The sequence below is a fragment of the Cupriavidus phytorum genome (assembly GCF_003254285.1).
Classification (GTDB): Bacteria; Pseudomonadota; Gammaproteobacteria; order Burkholderiales; family Burkholderiaceae; genus Cupriavidus; species Cupriavidus phytorum.
The window spans coordinates 259007-283658 of record NZ_QKZN01000004.1 but is presented as its reverse complement, the minus strand read 5'-3'; the positions used below and the strand labels follow the sequence as shown (position 1 = coordinate 283658).

The following is a 24652-nucleotide window of genomic DNA, read 5'->3' as shown; positions in this document are numbered from 1 at the left end:
TGCAGGCCCTGTTCCCGACGCGACTACCCTGGATGCCCATGACCATTGCCAAATGGCCCGCCTGCGAGCGGCCCCGCGAGAAACTGCTGGAAAGCGGCGCTGCCGCACTGTCTGATGCCGAACTGCTGGCCGTGCTGCTGCGCGTGGGCGCCGCCGGCAAAAGTGCCGTCGACCTGGCACGCGAGCTGCTGCACCGCTTCGGCTCGCTGACCGCGCTGTTCGCGGCCGAGGGCGAGGCGCTGGCCGGCGTCCGTGGCATGGGCGTGACCAAGTTCGCCCAGCTGCAGGCCATCCCCGAGCTGGCGCGGCGCGCGCTGGCCGAATCACTGCGGCTGCCGGCCGGCTTCAATTCGCCCGAGTCGGTGCGCAGCTACCTGCGCCTGACCCTGGCTCCGCTGCAGCACGAGGTCTTCATGTGCCTGTTCCTGGACCCCGGCAACCGCATGGTCGCCAGCGAGGAGCTGTTCCGCGGCACGCTGACGCGGACTTCGGTCTATCCGCGCGAGGTCGCGCGCCAGGCCCTGACGCATAACGCGGCCGGCATCATCGTCGCCCACAACCATCCGCGCGGCACCACCGCTCCCAGCCAGAGCGACATCCACCTGACGCGCGAACTGGCGCGCACGCTCGACCTGATCGACGTGCGGCTGCTGGACCATTTCATCGTCGCGGGGCACGAAATCCGCTCGCTGGCGGAATCCTGCGAGCGCCTGCCCGGGCTGTGACGCCTACGGCACCACAGGAGCGGGCGTGCAACACTGCCGGCGCCAGAGCGCAGAAAGCATTGATTCGCTGGAGGAATCCGGTCTATAATGCCCGTTTTGCTGAAGTCTCAACCGCTGCAGTCCGGGCCCGCGCGCCTTTTGTTGATCTGTTGCGAACATTGTCCACGAATAGAAGATTTAGGAGTGCTTCATGGCACGCGTCTGTCAAGTGACCGGGAAAGCGCCGATGGTCGGCAACAACGTTTCCCACGCAAACAACAAGACCAAGCGCCGTTTTCTGCCCAACCTGCAGAATCGTCGTTTCTTCGTTGAATCCGAAAACCGCTGGGTGAGCCTGCGCGTCTCGAACGCCGGCCTGCGCCTGATCGACAAGAAAGGCATCGACTCCGTGCTCGCCGACCTGCGCGCACGCGGCGAAGTCTAATTAGGAGTACATCATGGCAAGCAAGGGCGGCCGCGACAAGATCAAGCTGGAATCGACCGCAGGTACCGGTCACTTCTACACCACCACCAAGAACAAGCGCACCATGCCGGAAAAGATGGAGATCATGAAGTTCGATCCCGTCGCCCGCAAGCACGTCGCTTACAAGGAAACCAAGATCAAGTAATTGATCCGGTCTCCCTCAAGAAAGCCCCGCCCTGCAGCGGGGCTTTTTGTTGCCCGCCGATATTGCGCATCGCGCTCGCATCGGCCCTGCGGACTGATGCACGGGATGGCGCGCCGGGTGTAGACTTTGCCGTTTCCCCCAATCTGCCAAGCGCCGTGCCGGCGCTCTCCTTGCACCATGAATTTCGACGTCGCCATCGTCGGCAGCGGCCTGGCCGGCCTTACGGTCGCATTGCAACTGGCCGACACCCACCGGGTGGCCATCCTCAGCAAGCGCGCCATGACGCAGGGCGCCAGCGACTGGGCACAGGGCGGGATCGCCGCGGTGCTGGATTCCGGCGACAGCCACGACGAGCACACCCAGGACACGCTCGTTGCCGGTGCCGGGCTGTGCGATGAAGAGGCCACGCGCTTTATCGTGGAGCATGGGCGCGAAGCCATCCAGTGGCTGATCGACCGCGGCGTGCCGTTCACCCGCGACGCGCAGGCCGAACTGGGCTTCCACCTGACGCGCGAAGGCGGCCATAGCCGCCGGCGCATCATCCACGCCGCCGACGCCACCGGCCATGCCGTGGTCAGCACGCTGCTGCAGCAGGCCACGCAGCACCCGAACATCACCATCCTGGAAGACCACTTCGCGATCGACCTGATCACGTCGCGCAAGATGGGGCTGCCGGGCAACCGCTGCTACGGCCTCTACGTGCTGGACGACCGCACCGGCGCGGTGCACACCATCACCGCCACGCACACCGTGCTGGCTGCCGGCGGCGCCGGCAAGGTCTACCTCTACACCACCAATCCGGACACCGCCACCGGCGACGGCATCGCCATGGCCTGGCGCGCGGGCTGCCGGGTGTCGAACATGGAGTTCATCCAGTTCCACCCCACCTGCCTGTACCACCCCTACGCCAAGTCCTTCCTGATCTCCGAAGCGGTGCGCGGCGAAGGTGGCCTGCTCAAGCTGCCCGACGGCACGCGCTTCATGCCCGAGCACGACGAGCGCGCCGAACTGGCGCCGCGCGACGTGGTGGCGCGCGCGATCGACTTCGAAATGAAGAAGCGCGGGCTGGATTGCGTCTATCTCGATATCACGCACCAGCCCGAGGCCTTCCTGAAGGAACACTTCCCGACCATCCATGCGCGCTGCCTGGAACTGGGCATCGACATCACGCGCGAGCCGATTCCGGTGGTGCCGGCCGCGCACTACACCTGCGGCGGCGTGGTGACGGACACCATGGGGCGCACCGATATCGGCGGTCTCTACGCCGTGGGCGAGACCGCCTGCACCGGCCTGCATGGCGCCAACCGGCTGGCTTCGAACTCGCTGCTCGAATGCATGGTGATCGGCCGCGCCGCCGCGGAAGACATCGCCTCGCAGGACAAGGCCGGCGCGCCCAATATCATGCTGCCGGCGTGGGACGAGAGCCGTGTCTCCGATGCCGACGAAGAAGTCGTGGTGTCGCACAACTGGGACGAGTTGCGCCGCATGATGTGGAACTACGTCGGCATCGTACGCACCAGCAAGCGCCTGGAACGCGCGCAGCATCGCATCGTGCTGCTGCGCGAGGAGATTGCCGAGTACTACGCCAATTTCCGCGTCACCACCGACCTGCTGGAACTGCGCAACCTGGTCGAAGTCGCTTCGCTGATCGTGGACAGCGCCTATTCGCGGCATGAAAGCCGCGGGCTGCATTTCAGCCGGGACTATCCGGATTCGTTGCCGAAGGCGCTGCCGACGGTGATGCAGCCGCCTGCCGGCCGCAAGCGTTGACGACGCGTTTGCCAAGCAAAACGGGGTGGCGCCACATGGCCCACCCCGTTATTCATCTGGCCGGAGCCAGCCTCAGCCGATGATCCGCAGCGAGTAATCCGTCGCGCGCACGTCCTTGGTCAGCGCGCCCACCGAGATCCGGTCGACACCGGTCTCGGCAAAGGTGCGGATGGTGTCGGCATTGACGCCACCCGATACCTCCAGCAGCGCCCTGCCCTGGTTGATCTTCACGGCGTCCTGCATCATCGGCACGGTGAAGTTGTCGATCAGCACCGACGTGGCACCGGCCGCCAGCGCTTCCTCCAGTTCGGCCAGGCTCTCGACCTCGATCTGCACCGACGCCTGCGTATCGAGCGCCAGCGCCGCCCGCATCGCCGCGCCGATGCTGCCGGCCGCGGCGATATGGTTTTCCTTGATCAGGATGCCGTCGTACAGCGCCAGGCGCTGGTTCTCGCCGCCGCCGATGCGTACCGCGTACTTCTGCGCCAGGCGCAGCCCGGGGAGCGTCTTGCGGGTATCGAGCACGCGTGCACGAGTGCCGGCGATCAGGTCGGCGTAGCGGCGCGTCACGGTGGCCACGCCGGACAGCAACTGAAGGAAATTCAGCGACGGGCGTTCGGCGGTCAGCAGCGAGCGCGCCGGGCCCGTGATCTCGCAGACCACCGAGTCCGGTGCCATGCGGTCGCCTTCCTGCTGCAGCCAGCGCACTTCCAGCGCCGGGTCGACCGCGCGCATGCACGCGTCGAACCATGGCTGGCCGCACAGCACCGCTGACTCGCGCACGATCACGCGCGCGTGCGCGGTCTTGTCCGCTGGCACCAGCAGGCCGGTCAGGTCGCCGCTGCCGACATCCTCGGCGATCGCGGCCTCTACATTGGCCTGCAGCGCTGCCTGCAGCGCCGGGCCATAGCTATCGAAAACCGGATTCACGCTCATGCCGGGCCGATCCCCTGGAACAGCGCTTGCTCGTTGGCGAGATCGGCCGACGGACGTACATTGCGCTTCTGCGCGGCAGCGAAATCCAGCATGCGGTTGATGCAGGTTACGGCCTGGCGGCCGATCACGGGATCGACATGGATCTCGTTGCGGCCAGTCTCGAGCACCTCGGCAAGGTTGGTCAGCGCATTCATCGCCATCCACGGACAGTGCGCGCAGCTCTTGCAGGTGGCGCTGTTGCCGGCGGTCGGCGCTTCGATGAAGTGCTTGCCCGGCGCGGCCATGCGCATCTTGTGCAGGATGCCGTTGTCGGTGGCGACGATGAATTCGGTCGCGTCCAGCTTCTGCGCGGCCTCGATCAGCTGCGAGGTGGAGCCGACCACGTCGGCCTGCGCCACCACGTTCTCCGGCGATTCCGGATGCACCAGGATCTTGGCGTTGGGGAATTCGCGGCGCAGCAGGTCCAGCTCGATGCCCTTGAACTCGTCGTGCACCAGGCAAGAGCCCTGCCACAGCAGCATGTCGGCGCCGGTCTGCTTCTGGATATAGCTGCCCAGGTGCTTGTCCGGTGCCCAGAGGATCTTCTTGCCCTGCGCATGCAGGTGCTCGACGATCTTCAGGCCGATGCTGGAAGTCACCATCCAGTCCGCGCGCGCCTTCACCGCGGCGCTGGTGTTGGCGTAGACCACCACGGTGCGGTCCGGGTGCGCATCGCAGAAGGCGGCGAACTCGTCGGCCGGGCAGCCCAGGTCGAGCGAGCAGGTCGCGTCCAGGTCCGGCATCAGCACGGTCTTTTCCGGGCTGAGGATCTTGGCGGTCTCGCCCATGAAGCGCACGCCGGCCACCACCAGCGTCCTGGCTTCATGGTCGCGGCCGAAGCGGGCCATTTCGAGCGAGTCGGAGACACAGCCGCCGGTTTCCTCGGCGAGGTCCTGCAAGTCGGCGTCGACGTAGTAGTGCGCCACCAGCACCGCGTTGCGCTCCTTCAGCAAGCGGCGGATACGCGCCTTCAGCGACTGCCGCTCATCGGACGACAGCACCGGCGGCACCTTGGCCCAGGCATGGGCCACGCAGCTGCCGCCAGCGGCGTTTTCGGCACCCGCCAGGTTCGGCTTCTCGAACTCGACGGTCTTGATCGATTGTGGGGTCATCTCCGGGTACTCCTCTAGACCTCCGCCAACAGGGTGCGGCCGGCCAGAACATGGGGGAGTTTATCTAAAACAAAAGCCCCGCCATGGGCGGGGCTTTGTCAAACCATACGGCGCGGCCGAATTGTATCAGGCGTAGCGGCGCAGGCGCAGCGAGAAATCGTGCAACGCCTGGATACCGCTGGCCTCGGCACGGTGGCACCAGGCCTGCAGCTGCTGCAGCAGCTGCTCGCGCGTCAGGTTGGAACGGCCCCAGATGGCGGCCAGTTCACGGCGCATTTCGACGAAGGTCTGCAGCGCCTTGTTCTGCTCGACGATGCTCGCCAGCTGCTCGCGCTGCTGGGCGGCCAGCTTGGTTTCCTCACGGTGGAACCACTTGCTGGCGGGCTTGAAGCTGCGGTACTCGGCGACGCGGCCTTCCTTGAGCTTTTCCAGTTCCTGGCGGAACGCGCCCTTGACGGCCTTGGCGTAGCGCGCCATCACGTCATAGCGGTTGGCGATGATGGCTTCCAGCGTGTTGTGGTCGACCGGACGGGCCTCGACCAGGCGCGCCTTGGGCGGGATCTTCTTGACCTTGGCCAGGCCGACCGCCTGCATCGCGCGGATATAGCCCCAGCCCACGTCGAACTCATACCACTTGATCGAGAACTTGGCCGAGGTCGGGTAGGTGTGATGGTTGTTGTGCAGCTCTTCGCCGCCGATGATCAGGCCCCACGGCGACACGTTGGTCGACGCGTCCTCGCAATCGTAGTTGCGGTAACCCCACCAGTGGCCCAGGCCATTGATGATGCCGGCGGCATGGATCGGGATCCACAGCATCTGCACCGCCCACACGGTCATGCCGATCACCCCGAACAGCGCCAGGTCGATGATCAGCATCAGGCCGACACCCTGCCAGGTGAAGCGCGAGTACAGGTTGCGCTCGATCCAGTCATTGGGGCAGCCATGGCTGAACTTGGCGATGGTTTCCTTGTTCTTGGCCTCGGCACGATACAGCTCGGCGCCTTCCAGCAGCACCTTGCGGATGCCGCGGGTCTGCGGGCTGTGCGGATCGTCTTCGGTTTCGCACTTGGCGTGGTGCTTGCGGTGGATCGCGGTCCACTCGCGCGTCACCATGCCCGTGGTCAGCCACAGCCAGAAGCGGAAAAAGTGTTGAGCGATGGGGTGCAGATCCAGCGACCGGTGCGCCATGCAGCGGTGCAGGAAGATGGTGACGCCGGCGATCGTGATATGCGTCATCACCAGCGTGTAGATGACGATCTCCCACCAGGTCCAGTTGGCAAGGCCGTTGGCGGCCCAGTCAAGAATAGTGTCGAACAAACTGTTCTCCGTCGGTTAAACAGGGACTTTCCCGTGCAATCCGGCTTGGCCGGTACACACAACGCGCAGAAAAAATAGCTGCGAATCTATTGATTGCGATAGCTGTCTGGCGCTTGCCACGGGACCCGAAGTCGCTCCGGGCTCCCCCAGGGCAGGCACGCGCGGCGCCGGCCGTGGCTAGCGGCTCATGAAGCGAGCCGGGTACGAGCCGCTGCAATCTGGCGGCTGTCTGATGTGGGAGCGGGATGTCTCAACCCGCGACAACCCGGCATTCTACCGGATCGCCGAGGGCGCAAGCATACGCTATTTCCCGGATTTGGACGGGGAGCAACGGTTTTCGTTCCACGGGTGGCGCATCCGTCTCGCGACCGGCGTCCCTCCTTGCCCGGAGCGCTCAGGAGGCGTTTGCGGCCTCTGGCAACGTACTCGCCTTTGGACCGCCGGGACCCGCAGGCAGCGTCTCATGCATCACACGCAACTCGCGCTGCGGGTACGGAATGGAGATGCCGTGCTCGCGCAGCGTGCGCCAGATGGCGCGGTTCATCGCCGATTGCACGCCGAGCTTGCCGTTCTGCGGATCGGCCACGAACACCGCGACTTCATATTCGATGCCGCTGTCGGCGAACAGCACCAGGAAGGCGGCCGGCTCGGGGTCGGGCAGCACGCGCGGCAGTGTTCGCACGCATTCGGTCAGCAGCGCGATCACGGTCTCGGGGTCGGCGCTGTAGTCGGCCTGCACGCGGGTCGCCACGCGCACGTTGGTATTCGAGAACGAATGGTTCTGCACCGACTGCGCCACCAGCTGCTCGTTGGGCACCAGCGTCTCGCCGTCGCCGTTGCGCACCACGGTGTAGCGGGTGCGGATCTGCGACACGATGCCGGTGTACTTGTCGACCGTGATCTGGTCGCCGAGCTTGACCGAACGGTCCAGCAGGATGATGAAGCCAGAGATGTAATTGCTGGCGATCTTCTGCAAACCCAGCCCCAGGCCCACGCCCAGCGCGCCGCCGAAGACCGACAGCACGGTCAGGTCGATGCCCACCAGCGACAGGCTCAGCAGTAGCGACACCAGCAGCAGCACGGCCTTGGAGATCCGCGTCAGCACCACCTTCAGGTTGCCGTCGAGGTTGGCCGACCGCATCAGCCGTTCTTCCAGCCACGAGCCGAACCACAGCGCCACCAGCACCGTCAGCAGGATCCAGACCACCGCCATCAAGGTCTCGGCCACGCTGATCTTCTGCTTGCCGCCGATCGAGAAGCGCACGCTCTCCATCCAGCCCACCACGTCGCCGAGCACGCCCAGCACGTACAGGGCCATGCCGACCCAGACCAGCGTGGTCAGCACCTTTTCCACCAGCAGCAGCATGCCGTGCAGCTGGCCGCTGCCGGACATCACGCGGCGCAGCACGTAGAAGGTGAAATTCAACGCGGTGATGCCGAACAGCGGCACCAGCGCCAGCCGCAGCACGCTGACCGGAATCAGCGGCGCCAGCGCGAAGCGGGCCACCAGCACCAGCGCCCAGCCGGCCAGCGGAAACATGGCGCGCTCGAGGCTGGCAGCGGCGAAGCGCACAGAGAAGCTCGAGTCCTCGTAGCGCGCCTCCAGCCGCCGCACCACGAAGCGCGCCAGCGGCCACGCCACCGCCAGGCAGCCGGCCAGCACCAGCAACTGCCAGAAAAAGCCGGGGCCGCCGGCATCGCGGATCAGGTCGTCCAGCATCTTGCCGAACATCGAATGCGAGGCCTTCAGGTCCTTCAGGCCGCCGAGGTCGGACAGGGTTTCACCGTTCATGGTGCAGATTCAAGGTTGGCCGCCCGCGCGCGGCGGGCGGCGCGGCTGGAAACCGCGATCAGCTGGTGCGCTCGAGCACCGCGGCAAAAAAGCCATCGGTCTGGTGCAGGTGCGGATACAAGGCGAACATGCCGTTGTCCGGCAGGCCCGGCACTTCGATCTTCTGCTCGGCCAGCACTTCGGCGGCCGGCACCAGGCGGAAGTTGGGATGCGCGGCGAGGAAATCGCGCACGATCTGCTCGTTCTCGGCTTCGAGCACGCTGCAGGTCGCGTACACCACGCGGCCGCCGCCCTTCACCAGGCGCGCCGCGGAGTCCAGGATCGCGGTCTGCTTGGCGGTCAGTTCCAGCACCGACTCCGGCGATTGCCGCCACTTCAGGTCGGGATTGCGGCGCAGCGTGCCCAGCCCGCTGCACGGCGCATCCACCAGCACGCGGTCGGCCTTGCCGGCCAGGCGCTTGATCTTGGCGTCGCGCTCGGAGTCGATCAGCACCGGATGGACATTCGACAGGCCGCTGCGCGCCAGCCGCGGCTTCAGGTTGGCCAGGCGTTTTTCCGATACGTCGAAGGCATAGAGCCGGCCGGTCGAGCGCATCGCCGCGCCCAGCGCCAGGGTCTTGCCGCCCGCGCCGGCGCAGAAGTCGACCACCATCTCACCGCGCCGCGGCGCCACCAGGCTGCACAGCAGCTGGCTGCCCTCGTCCTGCACCTCGACCAGGCCGTTGACGAAGATCGGCAGCTGGTTCAGCGCCGGCTTGCCGGTCATGCGGATGCCGGCCGGCGCCATCGGCGTGGGCTCGGCGCCGAGGCCGGCGGCCTTCAGCTCGGCCAGCGCGGCCTCGCGGCTGGTCTTGCCGAGGTTGACGCGCAGGTCCAGCGGCGCCGGGCGCAGCCAGGCATCGCCCAGGGCCGCGGCAAAGGCTTCGCCGTGCTGGCGCACCAGTTCGTCGTACAACCATTCGGGCAGGTTGGCGCGCACGCGCGGCGCCAGGCTGGAGCGCTCGATGGTGGTCAGGCGGTCCAGCCACTCTGCTTCATCGGGATACAGAAACGGCGACAGCGCGTCGCGGCCCAGCGTCGCCGCCAGGCCCAGCAGTGCCAGCCGGCGCGAGGCCGCGCCGGTGCCGCTCTCGGCAAACTGGGCAAACTCGACGCGCCGGCGCAGCACCGCGTAGATCGCTTCGGCGATGATGCCGCGCTCGCGATGGCCGAGCTTGGCGTTTTCGCGGAAGTAATAGCTGACCACCGCATCGGCCGGACGCGCGAACAGCATCACCTTGCCCAGCAGGCGATCGATATGCTGGATATGGGTGGCATGCAGCCCGCCATGCGTGCGCGTAGGGGCGCCGTTGGCGCCGCCGGCCCCACCGGCATTTGGCGACTTGCGGATCGGGCTGCTCTTGCCCTTGCTGCGCGCGGGGGCGCGGCCCTCGCCGCGCGGGGAACGGTTTCCTGCCTGGGTACGGCTCATGCCTGGACTCCTGCCGCCGGGGTCGCGGCGGAGATGGCCATCAGCAATTGCGGTTCGGCCGGGTTGATAACGTTGACCACGCCGTTCTGCAGTTGCAGCCGGTCCTCGACGAACCACTGCACGGCGCGGGGGTAAATCACGTGCTCGCACGCAAGCAGGCGCTCGGCCAGGGTCGCGGGCGTGTCCGCCGGCAGCACGTCGAGCGCGGCCTGGATCACGATCGGGCCATGGTCCAGCTCCGGGGTCACGAAATGCACGGTCGCGCCATGCAGCTTGACACCGGCATCCAGCGCCTGCTGGTGGGTATTCAGGCCGGGGAAGCACGGCAGCAGCGACGGATGGATATTCAGCAGCCGGCCCGCGTAGCGGTCGACAAAGCCGGGCGTGAGTATACGCATGAAACCGGCCAGCACCACCAGGTCGGGGGCATGGGCGTCGATGGCCGCGGCCAGCGCCGCGTCGAAGGCGGCGCGATCGGGGTACTGGCGATGGTCGACCACGCCGGTTTCAATGCCTTGCTGGCGCGCAAACTGCAAGCCCGCGGCGTCCGGCCGGTTCGACAGCACCGCCGCCACGCGGGCGGGCCACCCGCCGTCCGCGCAGGCACGGACGATGGCTTCCATATTGGAGCCCCGCCCGGAAATCAAGATGACAATTTTTTTCATCGCGCAATTCTACCAAGGCAAGGCGCTAAACTCCGGTAAAGCCAAACCAGTACGTGCTTAATTCACGAGATCCGGACAGGCGCCGATTAACTGGCCTGTGGTAGCGAAGCCCTATAACCCGATTGATGGATTGTGACGCTTCGCCCCCTCTGCTAGAGTGGCCCCACGTCCACGCGCCATTCCTGTGCATGACACAGGTTCTCCGGAGAGGTGACAACAAGGACGAAACGGGATATTTGAACGGGAATTCGCATGTCGAACGCTGCACCGACGTTGTTGGTGGTCGATGATCATCCTATGGCCTTGTCAGGGACCACCGCCTTCCTGGCCGAAGTCATGCCGGATGTGGCAGTCCATGCCGCCGGCAGCGCCCGCGAGGCCCTGGCCAGCCTGCAGCAAGGCTTGCGCCCCGATATCGTGCTGCTCGATATCTGGCTGAATGACGGTACCGGCTTCGATGCCATGCAGAGCTTCAAGACCGTCATCCCGGGTGCGCGCTTTATCTTCATGTCGGCCGAGGCCACCCCTGAAATCGTCGGCCGCGCCCGTGCGCTGTCGGCGTGCGGCTTCGTCGGCAAGCACCTGGACGCCAACGCCTTCACCGCCGCGGTGCGCAAGGTGCTGGCCGGGGACACCGCTTTCCCCACCGACGAAGCCCTCAACGGGCGCGCGCAATCGTTCGGCCCGGCCCACGGCATTCCGGTCACGCCCGCCGAACTGGGCCTGACGCCGCGCCAGGGTTCGGTGCTGGCGCTGGTGCTCGAAGGCCTGCCCAACAAGGTGATCGCGCGCCGGCTGGGGCTGACCGAGAACACCGTCAAGGAACACGTGTCCGCGATCCTGCAGCGCCTGGGCGTGCGCACCCGCATGCAGGTGATGTCGCGCATGGAACGGTTCCGGCTGCGCCAGTAAGGCGCCCCCAGCGCCCTCCCCGCTCGCGACGGCGCGCCGGCTGCCGGCCTCAGGCCGGGCGCAGCCAGCGCCGCAGCAGCATCCGCAGCGAGGCGGGGTCCACTGGCTTGGGCAGCACGAAATAACCCGCCTCTTCCGCCGCCGCCAGCGCGGCCGACTTCAGGTCGCCGGTCAGCAATGCGCTGCGCGCCTGCGGCTGCGTGTTCTGCCAGCGCTCGAGCAGGTCCAGGCCGTTCTCGCTGCCGGGCAGGCGCAGGTCGCAGAAAATGATGTCCGGGCGCAGGCCCTGGGCGAACAGCTTGTCGGCCTCGGCACCGTGCGCGGCGCAGGCCACGCGGATGCCCCACGCCTCCATCAGCGCGATCCAGGCCTTGCGGATCTGGCTGTCGTCGTCGACCACCAGCACCGTGCCCTGCAGGCGATCGGGCTTGGCCTCCTCGGCCTGCGCCATGGCACGCATCTCGCGCACGCTGGCCACGGTCTCGGCCGGCACCGGCGCCAGCGCGAACCAGAACACCGAGCCCTTGCCCGGCACCGAGCGCACGCCATAGGTGCCGCGCATCAGCCGCACGCATTCCTTGAAGATCGCCAGCCCCAGTCCCAGGCCCTGCGAGGGATCGCGCTGCGGGTTGTGGACCTGGTAGTAGGGCGAGAAGATGTCAGGCAGATGCTCGGGCGTGACGCCGGCACCGGTGTCCCAGACCTCCAGCCGCACGTTCTTGCGGCGCTGGCGCGCGGTCACCAGCACGCCGCCGCGCTGGGTATAGCGCAGCGCGTTCTGCACCAGGTTGAACAAGGCGCGGCGCAGCAGCACCGGCTCGGCCATCGCGTACAGCTCGTCGGGCACGCGCGGGGTCAGGGTCAGCCCGCTTTCGCGCGCGTCGGCGGCAAACTGGCTCATCACGTCGCGGATCAGCGCGCCCAGCTCGCACGGCTCCAGCGTCGGCAGGACCTTGCGCCCTTCCAGCTTCGACAGGTCCAGCAGCGAGCGGAACAGCAGGTCGATGGTCTGGGTGCCTGCCGCCACCTGCTCCACCAGCGGATGCAGCGCGCTCGACTGGTTGCGCGCGCGCAGCGCCTCGACCAGCATCACCAGCGCGTGCACCGGCTGGCGCAGGTCATGGCTGGCCGCGGCGAGGAAGCGCGACTTTTCTTCGCTGGCATGCAGCGCCCGCTCCTTCTCGTCCTGGAACTGCTTGGCCAGGCGCCGGCTGTCGCCCTCCAGCTGGATCGCGCGCACCAGCGTCACCTGCAGGTTGAAGGCGTGGCGCGACAGCATCAATGCGTAGATTGCCAGCAGGCCCTGCACATAGATGCCGTGGCCGGGGAAGGCGAATTCCGCCATCAGCAGGTTCGGCACCAGGATCGGCACGCCGGCGTAAAGCAGGTTCGACGGCACCGGGGCCTGCGATACCGCGCCGCCGGCGAGCACCCCGAGGGTCAGCAGGTACAACACGCTCGAGAACACCGTCGAGCCGGTATACAAATGCAGCAGCGCCGAACTGCCCCAGGTCACGCCGGTCAGGAAAGCAACCGCGCGCATATTGTTCCACCACTTGTGGGTGTGCGCGGAGCGGCTCATCAGGGCGTGGTCGCGCTGGTAGCCAATGTAGAACCACAGCCCGCCGGTGGTGAGCAGCAGCATCACCGCGCACCAGCCCAGAAGCGCGGCGGGGCTGACGTCGTTCCAGAAGCCGAGGGTGGTCAGCGCGGGCAGCAGCACCGAGGCGACGATGGCGGTCGGCGCATTCTTGTGCACGATCGCCATCAGCTTGGCGCGCGTCTCGACATCGAGCCGGGCGCTCGACTGAGGCAAGCCGGCGGGCAGGAGCCGGGAAAAGAACCGATAGGTCAGCGCTTTCAACTGGGAATCGGGAAGGGGCGAAGATCGGGCATACCGCGCTGGATGTCCGCAGCGATCCCGTAGTGAGCCAAAGTGGCGCCTATCATGCCGCCTTTTGCGGCATCGCGCCATGGCGGGAGGGCCGGTTGCGGCACAAAAGCCGCAGCGCGGGGATCGGCCGGGGGCGGCGGCAGCGGCAAGCCGACCCATTCGCCTTATAATGCTCGCTTTACCCGAATCGTTTCCCGCCGTCCCCGTGAAAGTCTTCCGCGGCCTGCCCAACGCCGAGAGCCGGGCGCCCTGCGCGCTCACCATCGGCAATTTCGACGGTGTGCATCGCGGCCACCAGTCGCTGCTCGCGCGTGCGCGGGCGGCGGCGGATGCGCGCGGCCTGCCGCTGTGCGTGATGACCTTCGAGCCGCATCCGCGCGAGTTCTTCACGCCGGACAAGGCCCCCACGCGCATCGCGCTGCTGCGCGACAAGCTGGAAAGCCTGCGCCGCAACGGCGTCGACCGCGTGGTGGTGGAACACTTCAACGCCCACTTTGCCGGCCAGTCGCCGCAGGAATTCGTCGAGAACGTTCTCTGGCATGGCCTGCATACCCGCTGGCTGCTGGTCGGCGACGATTTCCGCTTCGGCGCCAAACGCGCCGGCGATTTTGCCTACCTGCAGGAGGCCGGGCGCCGCTACGGCTTCGATGTCGAGCAGATGGGCTCGGTGTCCGAGGGCGGCATCCGCATCTCCAGCTCGGCGGTGCGCCAGGCGCTGGCCGATGGCGACCTCGAGCACGCGCGGCGCCTGCTCGGCCACGGCTACGCCATCAGCGGCCACGTGATCCACGGCCGCAAGCTGGGCCGCGACCTGGGCTTCCCGACGCTGAACCTGCGCATCTCGCACAAGCGGCCCGCGGTCAGCGGCATCTTCGTGGTGCAGGTGCATGGCATCGCCGACCATCCGCTGCCCGGCGTGGCCAGCATCGGCGTGCGCCCCACCATCGAGGACGCCGGCCGGGTGCTGCTGGAAGTCCACCTGTTCGATTTCAATGAAAGCCTGTACGGCAAGCTGGTGCGGGTCGAATTCATGAAGAAGCTGCGCGACGAGGCGCGCTTCGACTCCCTGGACGAACTCACCGCCGCGATCGCCAAGGACAGCGCCGATGCGCGCGCCTTCTTCGGCCTGACGGCGCCGGGCGCGGCGGCGGCTGCGGTGGCCGCGGACGGCAGCGGCGGCCGCGATTTCGCCACCTCCGCCACCGACCGAATTAGGTAGCGGCCAGCGCCCCGCCTCCCGCTGCGCGGGCCCGGTTCGCACGCCGCCTGCCCCAGCCTTCATGCACGCCCGCCGGCCACTGCCGACCGCGCGCCAACCGAATTGCCCTGAGAATCGAAATGTCTGACGACAAACGCGCCAAGCCCGAGAAGAACAAGTATCCCGTCAACCTGCTCGACACGCCCTTCCCGATGCGTGGCGACCTGCCCAAGCGCGAGCCGCAATGGGTCAAGCAGTGGCAGGACAAGCAGCTCTACAAGAAGATCCGCGCGGCGCGCAAGGGCGCGAAGAAGTTCGTGCTGCACGACGGCCCCCCCTATGCCAACGGCGATATCCATATCGGCCACGCCGTCAACAAGGTGCTCAAGGACATGATCATCAAGGCGCGCGGCCTGACCGGGCTCGACGCCGTCTACGTGCCGGGCTGGGACTGCCACGGCATGCCGATCGAGATCCAGATCGAGAAGAAATTTGGCAAGGGGCTGCCGGTGCAGGAAGTCCAGGCCAAGGCGCGCGCGTACGCCACCGAGCAGATCAAGCGCCAGATGGTGGACTTCGAGCGCCTGGGCGTGCTCGGCGACTGGGACCACCCCTACCTGACCATGAACTACAGCAACGAGGCGGACGAACTGCGCGCGCTCGGCAAGATCATGGAAAAGGGCTATGTATTCCGCGGCCTGAAGCCGGTGAACTGGTGCTTCGATTGTGGCTCGGCGCTGGCCGAGGCCGAAGTCGAATACAAGGACAAGGTCGACCTGTCGATCGACGTGGGCTTCCCGTTCGCCGAGACCGACAAGCTGGCGCACGCGTTCAAGGTGCCGGTCGAGCAGATCGACGCCAGGCCGGGCTGGATCGTGATCTGGACCACCACGCCGTGGACCATCCCGAGCAACCAGGCGCTGAACGTGCACCCCGAGGTGGAATACGCGCTGGTCGACACCCCGCGCGGCCACCTGATCCTGGCCACGGAGCGGGTCGAGGAACAACTGAAAGTCTATGCCCTGGAAGGCAAGATCGTCGCCACCGCCACCGGTGCTGCGCTGTCGGAAATCCGCTTCCATCACCCGCTGGCCAGGATGGACGCCGGCTATGACCGCCTGTCCCCGATCTACCTGGGCGACTACGTCACCACCGACACCGGCTCGGGCATCGTGCACTCGGCACCTGCCTATGGCGTGGAAGACTTCCAGTCGTGCAAGGCGCATGGCATGCCGGATGCGGACATCATCAGCCCGGTGATGGGCAACGGCGTCTACGCCGCCACGCTGCCGCTGTTCGGCGGCTTGTCGATCTGGGATGCCAACCCCAAGATCGTCGATGCGCTGCAGGAATCGGGCAACCTGTTCAACTCGCACAAGTACACCCACAGCTACATGCACTGCTGGCGCCACAAGACGCCGATCATCTACCGCGCCACCTCGCAGTGGTTCGCAGGCATGGACGTGGACCCGGCCGAGGAAAACGGCAAGCCCGTGCCAACGCTGCGCGAGACCGCGCTGGCCGGCATCGAGGCGACCGAGTTCTATCCGTCGTGGGGCAAGCAGCGCCTGCACAACATGATCGCCCACCGGCCGGACTGGACCCTGTCGCGCCAGCGCCAGTGGGGCGTGCCGATGGCGTTCTTCGTGCACAAGGAAACCGGCGCGCTGCATCCGCGCACGCCCGAACTGCTGGAACAGATCGCCAAACGCGTCGAGCAGCACGGCATCGAAGCGTGGCAGACGCTGGATCCGGCCGAACTGCTGGGCGACGAGGCCAGCCAGTATGAAAAGAACCGCGACACGCTCGACGTCTGGTTCGATTCCGGCACCACGCACTGGACCGTGATCCGCGGCTCGCACCGCGACGACCTGTACGATGCGGCCGCCGACGAGGCCGACGGCCGCCTGGCCGACCTGTACCTGGAAGGCTCGGACCAGCACCGCGGCTGGTTCCACTCGTCGCTGCTGACCGCCTCGATGCTGTATGGCAAGCCGCCCTATAAGGCGCTGCTGACGCACGGCTTCACCGTCGATGGCGAAGGCCGCAAGATGTCCAAGTCGGTCGGCAATACCGTGTCGCCGCAGGACATCGCGAACAAGATGGGCGCCGAGATCATCCGCCTGTGGGTGGCCTCAACCGATTATTCCGGCGAGCTGTCGATCTCGGACGAGATCCTCAAGCGCGTGGTGGAAGGCTATCGCCGCATCCGCAATACGCTGCGCTTCCTGCTGTCGAACCTGTCCGACTACGACCACGGCAAGCATGCGCTGCCGGCGGCCGAGTGGCTGGAGATCGACCGCTACGCCGTGGCGCTGACCGCGCAGCTGCAGAAGGAAGTGCTGTCGCACTACGAGGCCTATGAATTCCACCCGGTGGTGGCCAAGCTGCAGACCTTCTGCTCGGAGGACCTGGGCGGCTTCTACCTCGACGTGCTGAAGGACCGTCTCTACACCACCGCGCCGGACTCGAAGGCGCGCCGCGCCGCGCAGAACGCGCTGTACCACATCACCCAGGCGATGCTGCACTGGATGGCGCCGTTCCTGTCGTTCACCGCCGAGGAAGCATGGCAGGTGTTCGCCCATGGCACCGCGCACACCGACACCATCTTCACCAGCACCTATTACGCCGTGCCGGAAGTCGACGATGCCGACGACCTGCTGCAGAAATGGCATACGCTGCGCGAAGTGCGCGCCGAGGTCACGCGGCAGCTGGAAGCGGTGCGCGTGGAAGGCGAGATCGGTTCGTCGCTGCAGGCCGAGCTGACCATCCAGGCCGGCGGTCCGGTGCTGGCGGCGCTGCAGAGCCTCGGCGACGACCTGCGCTTCGTGCTGCTGACCTCGTCGGCCAAGGTCGCGCCCGCGCCCGAGGCTGGTGACCTGCTGGTGACGGTAACCCCGTCGACGCATGCCAAGTGCGAGCGCTGCTGGCACTACCGCGCCGACGTCGGCCACAACCCCGACCACCCCACCCTCTGCGGCCGCTGCGACAGCAACCTGTTCGGCGCCGGCGAACACAGGAGCCATGCCTGATGGCATCGACCACGTCCCGTTCGGCGCGTCCGGCGCGCCGCAACAAGGCTGCCACCACCACCCCGCTGCTGTGGATGGCCTTTGCGCTGCTGGTGGTGCTGCTCGACCAGTTCTTCAAGATCGTGATCGTGCGCAGCTTCAGCTATGGCGAGTCGCGCCCGGTGACCGGCTTCTTCAACCTGGTGCTGGTCTACAACAAGGGCGCGGCGTTCAGCTTCCTGGCTGACGCCGGCGGCTGGCAGCGCTGGTTCTTCACCGGCCTGGGCGTGGTGGTGGGCGCGTTCATCGTCTGGCTGCTGTACCGCCATACCGGCCAGCGGCTGTTCTGCTTCGCCGTGTCACTGATCCTGGGCGGCGCGGTCGGCAACGTGATCGACCGCGTGGTCTACGGCCACGTGATCGATTTCCTGGACTTCTACGTGGGCAGGTATCACTGGCCGGCTTTCAATGTCGCCGACTGCGCGATCACGGTGGGCGCGGTGCTGCTGATCGTCGACGAGCTGCGGCGGGTGCGCAAGCACTGAGCGGCGCCACTAACTTTCCCTTCCCTCCCCAGCCAGGTTCCCCACCATGGATTTGCGCGGCAAGCACATCGTTCTCGGCCTGACCGGCGGCATCGCCTGCTACAAGTCGGCCGAACTGGTCCGGCTGCTGACCAAGGCCGGCGCCACCGTGCAGGTGGCCATGACCGAGGCGGCGACACATTTCATCACCCCGGTGACGATGCAGGCGCTGTCGGGCCGGCCGGTCTTCCTGTCGCAATGGGATGCGCGCATCGACAACAACATGGCGCATATCGATCTCTCGCGCGAGGCCGACGCCATTGTCATCGCCCCTGCATCCACCGACTTCATGGCGCGGCTGGCCAACGGCCTGTGCGACGACCTGCTGAGCACGCTGTGCATCGCACGCGACTGCCCACTGCTGGTGGCGCCGGCGATGAACCGCCAGATGTGGGCCGCCCCCGCCACCCAGCGCAACGCCGCCCAGCTGCGCGCCGACGGCGTGGTGATCCTGGGCCCGGGCAGCGGCGACCAGGCCTGCGGCGAGGTCGGCGACGGCCGCATGCTGGAGCCCGAGGAGTTGCTCGACGACATCATCGCCTTCTTCCAGCCCAAGCCGCTGCAAGGCAAGCGCATGCTGATCACCGCCGGCCCGACCTTCGAGGCGATCGACCCGGTGCGCGGCATCACCAACCTGTCGTCCGGCAAGATGGGTTTCTCGATCGCGCGCGCGGCGCGCGAGGCCGGCGCCGAAGTGCTGCTGGTGGCCGGCCCCACCGGCCTGCCCACCCCGCGCGGCGTGATGCGCACCGACGTGCGCAGCGCGCAGCAGATGCATGACGCGGTGATGGCGCAGCTGCCCGGCGTCGACGTCTTTGTCGCGGTGGCCGCGGTGGCGGACTGGCGCCCGGCCGAGGTCGCGCAGCAAAAGCTGAAGAAGGCCAGCGATACCGATACGCCGACGCTGCAGTTCGTGCAGAACCCGGACATCCTGGCCGCGGTCGCGGCCCGCGCCGATGCGCCGTACTGCGTCGGCTTTGCCGCCGAAAGCGAGAACCTGGAGCAGTACGGCGAACAGAAGCGCCAGCGCAAGGGCGTGCCGCTGCTGGTCGGCAATATCGGCCACCATACCTTCGGCCTGGACGACAACGAGATCGTGCTGTTCGACGCCGCCGGCATGACGCGGCTGCCGCGCGCCGACAAGCTGTCGCTGGCACGCCAGCTGGTCGCGGCCATCGGCCAGCGCCTGCCCGGTCGCGCACGGCCCTGACTTTTGCAACGCATTCCCGAGATTGTCTATGACCCAGCCTCTGAACCCGACCGTCGAAATCAAGGTGCTCGACGCGCGCCTGAACGAATGGGGCCTGCCCGCTTACCAGAGCGAGATGGCCGCCGCCATCGACCTGCACGCCTGCGTCGACGCGCCCGTGGCGATCGCGCCGGGCACGCCCGCGCAGCTGGTGCCGGCCGGCATCGCCGTGCACATGGGCAACCCGTACATGGCCGCGACCATCGTGCCGCGCTCGGGCCTCGGCCACAAGAAGGGGCTGGTGCTGGGCAATTCGATCGGCGTGATCGATGCCGACTACCAGGGCCAGATCATGGTCAGCGTGTGGAACCGGAACGCGGCGGGCACCGAGCCGATCGTGATCCAGCCGGGCGAGCGCATCGCACAGATGATGTTCGTGCCAGTGCTGCGGCCGGTGTTCTCGACGGTTGAAGAGTTCAGCCAGGACAGCGAACGCGGTGCGGGCGGCTTTGGCTCGACCGGCGTGCATCACGCCAAGGCCAGCGCCTGACGAGTTGTCGGCCTCGGCAGGAAGTACTGGCGCCCCGCGGGGCGCCAGTTTGCATTTCAGCCCTGCTGCTCGAACAGCAAGGCCACGCCGCTGGCGGCATCCGCCGGCACCAGGGTCTCGCGCGGACCCAGGTCGTGGGTCGGCACGCCCTGCTCGCGCCAGCCGGCGCGGGCCGCCGCAAGGTCGTTGGTGCGCAGGCGGATCGCCGCATAGCCCGGCCCGTCGCGCCGGACATGCGTGGTGCCGGTGGCTGACGCCAGCGCCTGCGGCGTACTGAGCACCAGCGTGGCGTTGTCGACCGCCAGGCTGCTGACATGTTCGCTCAGCTGCGTCAGCTCGCCGCCGGTCAGCTCGGCATAGGCGCGCGCGGCGGCATCCACCAGCGCCGGCGCCACCACCAGGAACATGGTGGCGATGCTCTGTGCACCGTTGGCATGGTGCATCCATTCGGGCCGCCACAGCAGCTCGGGCGTGCGATGCTCGCAGACGAAATAGCGCGCGCCCGGCGCGTCATCGAGCGCAGTCACACGGAAGGTGGCCGGATGCTCGCTGCCATCGTCCAGCCGCACTGGACGCGAGAATTCGATCGGTTCCGAGGTATGCCAGCCGTCCGCGCGCAGCCGCGCCGCGGTGGCAAAGGCATCGGCGCTCTTGCAGGACATCGCCGCACAGCCGCCGCCGCGCTGCTGGGCGTCCCAGTAATACTGACGGCTGGGACTGGGCGCGGTCACGTGCAGCAACTCGAGGTAGTCCCGCTGCAGCATGATGCAGTGGTTCTGCGAGCCCAGCGTATGGTAGCCGCGCGGCGTCAGCGTGAAGCCGAGCCGCTGCCAGGCCTGCGCGCCGGCGTCAAGGTCTGGGCACACCACCACGGCGTGATCGAACATTTCTGCTTGCGTTGCCATCGGCATCCCCCCGGACGCATGGCGCACGGCGGCGCCGGACTGGTTTATTCGAACTGGATATTGGCCTTGCGCGCCACCGCCTGCCATTTGTCATGCTCGCGGCGGACCAACTGGCCCAGCTCGGCCGGGCTGCCGCCGACGATTTCGAAGCCTTGCGCGCCGAGCGCTTCGACCACGCGCGGCTGGCGCAGCGACTCGACCAGCGCGCCGTGCAGGCGCGTCACGGTCGCCGCCGGCAGGTCGGCCGGACCGAACACACCGATCCACGAATACGCCTCGAAGCCCTTGAGGCCCTGCTCGGCCACCGTGGGCACCTGCGGCAACTGGCGCAGCCGGCTGGTGCCGGTCACGCCCAGCACCTTGATCGTGCGCGCGGCCACGTGCGCCTGCACCGCGGCGTAGCTGCTGAAGAAGATGTCGACTTCATTGGACAGCACCGCCTGCACCGCCGGGCCGCCGCCCTTGTAGGGCACGTGCAGCATATGCACGCCGGCCTCGGTCGCCAGCGCCTCGGCCGCGAGCTGGTTCAGGCTGCCGATGCCCGACGACGCATAGCGCACGCCGTCATGCCTGGCTCTGGCCAGCGCCACCAGTTCGCGCACGTTCGACGCCGGCAGCGCCGGGTTGGCGGCGATCACCAGCGGGAAGCGCACCAGCTGCGAGATCGGCGAGAAATCGCGGAAGGTGTCGTAGGGCAGCTGCTTGTAGGCAAACGGGTTGATCGCATGCGTGTCGAACGCCATCAGCAGCGTATTGCCGTCGGGACGCGCGCGCGCCACGGTGCTCGACGCGATCAGCCCGCCCGCGCCCGGCTTGTTGTCCACCACCACGGTCTGCCCCAGCGCCGCCTTCAGCCCGGGCTGCAGCTGGCGCGCGACGATGTCGACGCTGCCTCCCGGCGGAAACGGCAGCACCAGTGCGATCGGACGCTGGCTGGCGGCGCCATCGGCAGCGCTGGCGGCGCTGGCATGGAGCATCGGGCCTGGCAAGGCGCCGAGCGGCAGGATCTTGAGCAGCAGGCGGCGGCGCCGCGTGCGTTCGGCAGAGGACATCGGGGCGTTCGGTTTCGGGGCGCTGGAGGCGTGGGGCGGCAGGGAAAAAGAAACGGGGCGGCCAGTCTGGCCGCCCCGCTATTTTGCCCGATGATCGACCCCGTTGCTGACAACGCGGCCGAATATCGCTCAGGCTTCTGCGCGCTGCTCCTCGGGCGCCTCGGGCGGTTCGGGCTCGATCTCGGAGAAATCGAGCTTGATCTGGTCCTGCTCGTCCAGATCCACCACCACCTTGCCGCCGGAGACCAGGCGGCCGAACAGCAGCTCGTCGGCCAGCGCCTTGCGGATCATGTCCTGGATCAGGCGCTGCATCGGCCGCGCCCCCATCAGCGGATCGAAGCCCTTGTGCGCCAGGAACTTGCGCAGCTTCTCGCTGAAGCTGGCTTCCACCTTCTTCTCGTGCAGCTGCTCTTCCAGCTGCATCAGGAACTTGTCCACCACGCGCAGGATGATTTCCTCATCGAGCGAGCGGAAGCTGATGGTGGCATCCAGCCGGTTGCGGAACTCCGGCGTGAACATGCGCTTGATGTCGGCCATCTCGTCGCCCTGCTCGCGCGAGCTGGTGAAGCCGATGGTGGCGCGGTTCATGGTCTCCGCCCCCGCATTGGTGGTCATGATGATGATCACGTTGCGGAAGTCGGCGCGCCGGCCGTTGTTGTCGGTCAGCGAACCATGGTCCATTACCTGCAGCAGGATATTGAAGATATCCGGATGCGCCTTCTCGATTTCGTCCAGCAACAGCACGCAGTGCGGCTTCTTGGTGACGGCCTCGGTCAGCAGGCCGCCCTGGTCGAAGCCGACATATCCCGGCGGCGCGCCGATGAGGCGGCTCACCGCATGGCGTTCCATGTATTCGGACATGTCGAAGCGCAGCAGCTCGATGCCCATGATGAAGGCCAGCTGCTTGGCGACCTCGGTCTTGCCCACGCCGGTGGGGCCCGAGAACAGGAACGAGCCGATCGGCTTGTCGGTCTTGCCCAGGCCCGCGCGCGACATCTTGATCGCCGACGCCAGCGCCTCGATCGCCGGATCCTGGCCGAACACCACCGACTTCAGGTCGCGTTCCAGCGTCTGCAGCTTGCTGCGGTCGTCCTGGTTCACGCTCTGCGGCGGGATGCGCGCGATGCGCGAGACGATATCCTCGATCTCGCCCTTGCCGATGGTCTTCTTCTGCTTGGACTTGGGCAGGATGCGCTGCGCCGCGCCGGCCTCGTCGATCACGTCGATGGCCTTGTCCGGCAGGTGGCGGTCGGTGATGAAGCGCGCCGACAGCTCGGCCGCGGCGGTCAGCGCCGACGACGCGTACTTGACGCCATGGTGTTCCTCGAAACGCGACTTCAGCCCGCGCAGGATCTGCACGGTCTGGTCCACCGACGGCTCGACCACGTCGATCTTCTGGAAGCGCCGCGACAGCGCCGCGTCCTTCTCGAAGATGCCGCGGTATTCGGTGAAGGTGGTCGCGCCGATGCACTTGAGCTGGCCCGACGACAGCGCCGGCTTGAGCAGGTTGCTCGCGTCCAGCGTCCCGCCCGAGGCGGCGCCCGCGCCGATCAGCGTGTGGATCTCGTCGATGAACAGGATCGCGTTGGGATTGTCCTTGAGCGACTTGAGCACGCCCTTCAGGCGCTGCTCGAAATCGCCGCGGTACTTGGTGCCGGCCAGCAGCGCGCCCATGTCGAGCGAGTAGACGGTGGCCTTTTCCAGGATATCCGGCACCTCGTTCTTGGTGATGCGCCATGCCAGGCCTTCCGCAATCGCGGTCTTGCCGACACCGGCCTCGCCCACCAGCAGCGGGTTGTTCTTGCGCCGGCGGCACAGCACCTGGACCACGCGCTCGACTTCGCTTTCGCGGCCGATCAGCGGATCGATCTTGCCGGCCTTGGCCAGCGCGTTCAGGTTCTGGGTGTATTGCTCGAGCGGGCTTTCCTTGCCGTCGCCGCCCTCGCCCTCGCCGGCCGCCTCGCCGTGCTTGGCCGGCTCGGACTGGTCCTTGCGGATGCCGTGGCTGATGAAATTGACCACGTCCAGGCGCGTCACGCCCTGCTGCTGCAGGTAATAGACCGCGTGCGAATCCTTCTCGCCGAAAATCGCGACCAGCACGTTGGCGCCGGTAACTTCCTTCTTGCCGTTGGAAGTCGACTGGACGTGCATGATGGCACGCTGGATCACGCGCTGGAAACCCAGCGTGGGCTGGGTATCGACCTCGTCGGTACCCGGCACCACCGGCGTGTTGTCCGCGATGAAGTTCTTAAGGCTGGTGCGCAGGTCCTCGATATTGGCCGCGCAGGCGCGCAAGACTTCAGCTGCCGTGGGATTGTCGAGCAATGCCAGCAGCAGGTGCTCCACGGTAATGAACTCGTGGCGTGCCTGCCTGGCTTCGACAAAAGCCATATGCAGGCTCACTTCCAATTCTTGCGCAATCATGCTTCCTCCATCACGCACTGCAGGGGGTGCCCCGCCTGCCGCGCGTGCGTTGACACCAGCTCGACCTTAGTCGCCGCGATATCCCTGGTGTAGATACCACAGACGCCCTTTCCTTCCCGGTGCACGGTCAGCATGATCTGCGTCGCCGTTTCCCGGTCCCTGCTGAAATACTGCTGCAGGATCATCACGACAAACTCCATCGGAGTGTAGTCGTCGTTCAGCAGCACCACCTTGAACATGGCAGGCGGTTTCAGCGCCTGCTCTTTGCGCTCCAGGATGGTGCCCGCTTCGCGTTGTGGGACATTCGCAAGCCGTGTAGCCATGGCTTTATTCTAACCCTTACTCGCAACTCTGCAATTTGGGGAAAAGGCGGTGGATTCAAGAGTCCGGCCACCGGTTTTCCGTGGTGAATGGGAGCGGATAGTTCCGCGGTAGGCCTTGCAAGGCACGTCGCCGCACTGGCCGAAAATCCGGGCCGGCGGCCGCCGATTCATGGCA

21 protein-coding genes are annotated in these 24652 nt (G+C 66.9%); 10 read left to right on the top strand and 11 right to left on the bottom strand.

Features of this window, described 5'->3' with window-relative positions; all coding sequences use genetic code 11:
• Positions 1 to 38: 38 nt before the first annotated feature.
• The 4 genes from radC to nadB all read left to right on the top strand — a co-directional run bounded on the left by radC (position 39) and on the right by nadB (position 3103).
• Complete coding sequence (radC, locus tag C7416_RS12625; protein WP_111519253.1) at positions 39 to 725, top strand: RadC family protein; 687 nt, start codon at positions 39 to 41, stop codon at positions 723 to 725.
• 190 nt (positions 726 to 915) lie between these two features.
• Positions 916 to 1149 (top strand): 50S ribosomal protein L28, encoded by a 234-nt coding sequence (gene rpmB / locus C7416_RS12620; RefSeq protein ID WP_006575661.1) that lies wholly within the window; start codon positions 916 to 918, stop codon positions 1147 to 1149.
• Between the two features lie 13 nt (positions 1150 to 1162).
• On the top strand, positions 1163 to 1333 hold the full coding sequence (gene rpmG / locus C7416_RS12615) for a 50S ribosomal protein L33 (RefSeq protein WP_010814980.1): 171 nt from the start codon (positions 1163 to 1165) through the stop codon (positions 1331 to 1333).
• A 177-nt stretch (positions 1334 to 1510) separates the two neighbouring features.
• A complete protein-coding gene (gene nadB, locus C7416_RS12610) occupies positions 1511 to 3103 on the top strand; it encodes an L-aspartate oxidase (RefSeq protein WP_111519252.1) in 1593 nt (530 codons plus the stop codon).
• A 72-nt stretch (positions 3104 to 3175) separates the two neighbouring features.
• On the opposite strand, the gene nadC is transcribed toward nadB, so the two are convergent.
• The 6 genes from nadC to purN all read right to left on the bottom strand — a co-directional run bounded on the left by nadC (position 3176) and on the right by purN (position 10435).
• A complete protein-coding gene (nadC, locus tag C7416_RS12605) occupies positions 3176 to 4039 on the bottom strand; it encodes a carboxylating nicotinate-nucleotide diphosphorylase (RefSeq protein ID WP_111519251.1) in 864 nt (287 codons plus the stop codon).
• The gene (nadA, locus tag C7416_RS12600; protein ID WP_111519250.1) at positions 4036 to 5190 is read right to left on the bottom strand and encodes a quinolinate synthase NadA; all 1155 of its coding nucleotides are present in this window, start codon (positions 5188 to 5190) and stop codon (positions 4036 to 4038) included. The genes nadC and nadA overlap by 4 nt, the downstream gene beginning before the upstream one ends.
• Before the next feature lie 126 nt (positions 5191 to 5316).
• Entirely contained in the window at positions 5317 to 6507 is a 1191-nt protein-coding gene (locus C7416_RS12595) for a DesA family fatty acid desaturase (RefSeq protein WP_062801624.1), read from the bottom strand.
• Positions 6508 to 6901: 394 nt separating this feature from the next.
• Entirely contained in the window at positions 6902 to 8299 is a 1398-nt protein-coding gene (locus C7416_RS12590; RefSeq protein ID WP_111519249.1) for a mechanosensitive ion channel family protein, read from the bottom strand.
• A gap of 58 nt (positions 8300 to 8357) precedes the next feature.
• Entirely contained in the window at positions 8358 to 9770 is a 1413-nt protein-coding gene (locus C7416_RS12585; protein WP_111519248.1) for an RsmB/NOP family class I SAM-dependent RNA methyltransferase, read from the bottom strand.
• A complete protein-coding gene (gene purN, locus C7416_RS12580; protein ID WP_111519247.1) occupies positions 9767 to 10435 on the bottom strand; it encodes a phosphoribosylglycinamide formyltransferase in 669 nt (222 codons plus the stop codon). Before purN ends, C7416_RS12585 begins: the two co-directional genes overlap by 4 nt.
• 252 nt (positions 10436 to 10687) lie before the next feature.
• Here purN and C7416_RS12575 point away from each other — a divergent pair, with 252 nt between their 5' ends.
• Positions 10688 to 11347: a response regulator gene (locus tag C7416_RS12575; protein WP_111519246.1), complete on the top strand. Its 660-nt coding sequence runs from the start codon at positions 10688 to 10690 to the stop codon at positions 11345 to 11347.
• 49 nt (positions 11348 to 11396) lie between these two features.
• Here C7416_RS12575 and C7416_RS12570 read toward each other — a convergent pair whose 3' ends face one another.
• On the bottom strand, positions 11397 to 13211 hold the full coding sequence (locus C7416_RS12570; RefSeq protein WP_111519245.1) for a hybrid sensor histidine kinase/response regulator: 1815 nt from the start codon (positions 13209 to 13211) through the stop codon (positions 11397 to 11399).
• A gap of 235 nt (positions 13212 to 13446) precedes the next feature.
• Between C7416_RS12570 and C7416_RS12565 the strand changes: the two genes are divergently transcribed.
• The 5 genes from C7416_RS12565 to dut all read left to right on the top strand — a co-directional run bounded on the left by C7416_RS12565 (position 13447) and on the right by dut (position 19773).
• Positions 13447 to 14460: a bifunctional riboflavin kinase/FAD synthetase gene (locus tag C7416_RS12565; RefSeq protein ID WP_111519244.1), complete on the top strand. Its 1014-nt coding sequence runs from the start codon at positions 13447 to 13449 to the stop codon at positions 14458 to 14460.
• Between the two features lie 119 nt (positions 14461 to 14579).
• Positions 14580 to 17471 carry an isoleucine--tRNA ligase gene (gene ileS, locus C7416_RS12560; protein WP_111519243.1) on the top strand — a complete coding sequence of 964 codons (2892 nt, stop codon included), beginning with the start codon at positions 14580 to 14582 and terminating at the stop codon, positions 17469 to 17471.
• The gene (gene lspA, locus C7416_RS12555; protein WP_062801631.1) at positions 17471 to 17995 is read left to right on the top strand and encodes a signal peptidase II; all 525 of its coding nucleotides are present in this window, start codon (positions 17471 to 17473) and stop codon (positions 17993 to 17995) included. The genes ileS and lspA overlap by 1 nt, the downstream gene beginning before the upstream one ends.
• A 46-nt stretch (positions 17996 to 18041) precedes the next feature.
• Positions 18042 to 19244 (top strand): bifunctional phosphopantothenoylcysteine decarboxylase/phosphopantothenate--cysteine ligase CoaBC, encoded by a 1203-nt coding sequence (gene coaBC, locus C7416_RS12550; RefSeq protein ID WP_111519242.1) that lies wholly within the window; start codon positions 18042 to 18044, stop codon positions 19242 to 19244.
• A gap of 28 nt (positions 19245 to 19272) precedes the next feature.
• Entirely contained in the window at positions 19273 to 19773 is a 501-nt protein-coding gene (dut, locus tag C7416_RS12545; protein ID WP_111519241.1) for a dUTP diphosphatase, read from the top strand.
• A 56-nt stretch (positions 19774 to 19829) separates the two neighbouring features.
• Here the strand turns inward: dut and C7416_RS12540 are convergent, their stop codons facing one another.
• The 4 genes from C7416_RS12540 to clpS all read right to left on the bottom strand — a co-directional run bounded on the left by C7416_RS12540 (position 19830) and on the right by clpS (position 24477).
• On the bottom strand, positions 19830 to 20678 hold the full coding sequence (locus tag C7416_RS12540; protein ID WP_111519513.1) for a VOC family protein: 849 nt from the start codon (positions 20676 to 20678) through the stop codon (positions 19830 to 19832).
• Between the two features lie 44 nt (positions 20679 to 20722).
• Positions 20723 to 21730 carry a tripartite tricarboxylate transporter substrate binding protein gene (locus C7416_RS12535; RefSeq protein ID WP_111519240.1) on the bottom strand — a complete coding sequence of 336 codons (1008 nt, stop codon included), beginning with the start codon at positions 21728 to 21730 and terminating at the stop codon, positions 20723 to 20725.
• A gap of 129 nt (positions 21731 to 21859) precedes the next feature.
• Entirely contained in the window at positions 21860 to 24154 is a 2295-nt protein-coding gene (clpA, locus tag C7416_RS12530; RefSeq protein ID WP_018007976.1) for an ATP-dependent Clp protease ATP-binding subunit ClpA, read from the bottom strand.
• Entirely contained in the window at positions 24151 to 24477 is a 327-nt protein-coding gene (clpS, locus tag C7416_RS12525; RefSeq protein ID WP_010814998.1) for an ATP-dependent Clp protease adapter ClpS, read from the bottom strand. The genes clpA and clpS overlap by 4 nt, the downstream gene beginning before the upstream one ends.
• Positions 24478 to 24652: the final 175 nt, after the last annotated feature.

Bases quoted from the DNA above. Each gene is read 5' to 3' on its own strand.
- nadA (WP_111519250.1), bottom strand. From the start codon at position 5,190: ATGACCCCACAATCGATCAAGACCGTCGAGTTCGAGAAGCCGAACCTG.
- C7416_RS12585 (WP_111519248.1), bottom strand. From the start codon at position 9,770: ATGAGCCGTACCCAGGCAGGAAACCGTTCCCCGCGCGGCGAGGGCCGC.
- coaBC (WP_111519242.1), top strand. From the start codon at position 18,042: ATGGATTTGCGCGGCAAGCACATCGTTCTCGGCCTGACCGGCGGCATC.
- radC (WP_111519253.1), top strand. From the start codon at position 39: ATGACCATTGCCAAATGGCCCGCCTGCGAGCGGCCCCGCGAGAAACTG.
- nadC (WP_111519251.1), bottom strand. From the start codon at position 4,039: ATGAGCGTGAATCCGGTTTTCGATAGCTATGGCCCGGCGCTGCAGGCA.
- rpmB (WP_006575661.1), top strand. From the start codon at position 916: ATGGCACGCGTCTGTCAAGTGACCGGGAAAGCGCCGATGGTCGGCAAC.
- C7416_RS12535 (WP_111519240.1), bottom strand. From the start codon at position 21,730: ATGTCCTCTGCCGAACGCACGCGGCGCCGCCGCCTGCTGCTCAAGATC.
- C7416_RS12590 (WP_111519249.1), bottom strand. From the start codon at position 8,299: ATGAACGGTGAAACCCTGTCCGACCTCGGCGGCCTGAAGGACCTGAAG.
- clpS (WP_010814998.1), bottom strand. From the start codon at position 24,477: ATGGCTACACGGCTTGCGAATGTCCCACAACGCGAAGCGGGCACCATC.
- purN (WP_111519247.1), bottom strand. From the start codon at position 10,435: ATGAAAAAAATTGTCATCTTGATTTCCGGGCGGGGCTCCAATATGGAA.
- lspA (WP_062801631.1), top strand. From the start codon at position 17,471: ATGGCATCGACCACGTCCCGTTCGGCGCGTCCGGCGCGCCGCAACAAG.
- rpmG (WP_010814980.1), top strand. From the start codon at position 1,163: ATGGCAAGCAAGGGCGGCCGCGACAAGATCAAGCTGGAATCGACCGCA.
- C7416_RS12575 (WP_111519246.1), top strand. From the start codon at position 10,688: ATGTCGAACGCTGCACCGACGTTGTTGGTGGTCGATGATCATCCTATG.
- ileS (WP_111519243.1), top strand. From the start codon at position 14,580: ATGTCTGACGACAAACGCGCCAAGCCCGAGAAGAACAAGTATCCCGTC.
- nadB (WP_111519252.1), top strand. From the start codon at position 1,511: ATGAATTTCGACGTCGCCATCGTCGGCAGCGGCCTGGCCGGCCTTACG.
- C7416_RS12540 (WP_111519513.1), bottom strand. From the start codon at position 20,678: ATGGCAACGCAAGCAGAAATGTTCGATCACGCCGTGGTGGTGTGCCCA.
- clpA (WP_018007976.1), bottom strand. From the start codon at position 24,154: ATGATTGCGCAAGAATTGGAAGTGAGCCTGCATATGGCTTTTGTCGAA.
- dut (WP_111519241.1), top strand. From the start codon at position 19,273: ATGACCCAGCCTCTGAACCCGACCGTCGAAATCAAGGTGCTCGACGCG.